Annotated in this window: 1 protein-coding gene; it reads right to left on the bottom strand. The window is 68.6% G+C overall.

The genetic code is table 11. From position 1 onward, the window contains the following. Window positions 1-223 (bottom strand): MG2 domain-containing protein (locus G5A07_RS21920; RefSeq protein WP_191864037.1); only part of this gene is annotated, 223 nt, incomplete at both ends.

Below are 223 nucleotides of genomic sequence, written 5' to 3'. Positions count from 1 at the left end.
GCTGTAGGTCTGCCCGCGGTAGTCGAAGCGCAACTCGTAGCCGCCGGCGACGGCGTTCTCCGGCAGTTGGAAGCGGCCATTGGCGCCGCTCTTCGCGTCGAAGCGGAGGTCCAGGCTTTGCAATACCGTGCCGCTGGCGTCGATCACGCTCAGGCGCACCGGCGCGCTGGCGGCGGCCTGGGATTGCCGGGCGTCCTTGAACTCGCGGCCGACCATCTTCAAC

The sequence above is a fragment of the Stenotrophomonas sp. AS012628 genome (assembly GCF_010608305.1).
GTDB classification, from domain to species: domain Bacteria; phylum Pseudomonadota; class Gammaproteobacteria; order Xanthomonadales; family Xanthomonadaceae; genus Stenotrophomonas; species Stenotrophomonas geniculata.
This window is presented reverse-complemented; position numbering and strand designations above follow the sequence as displayed.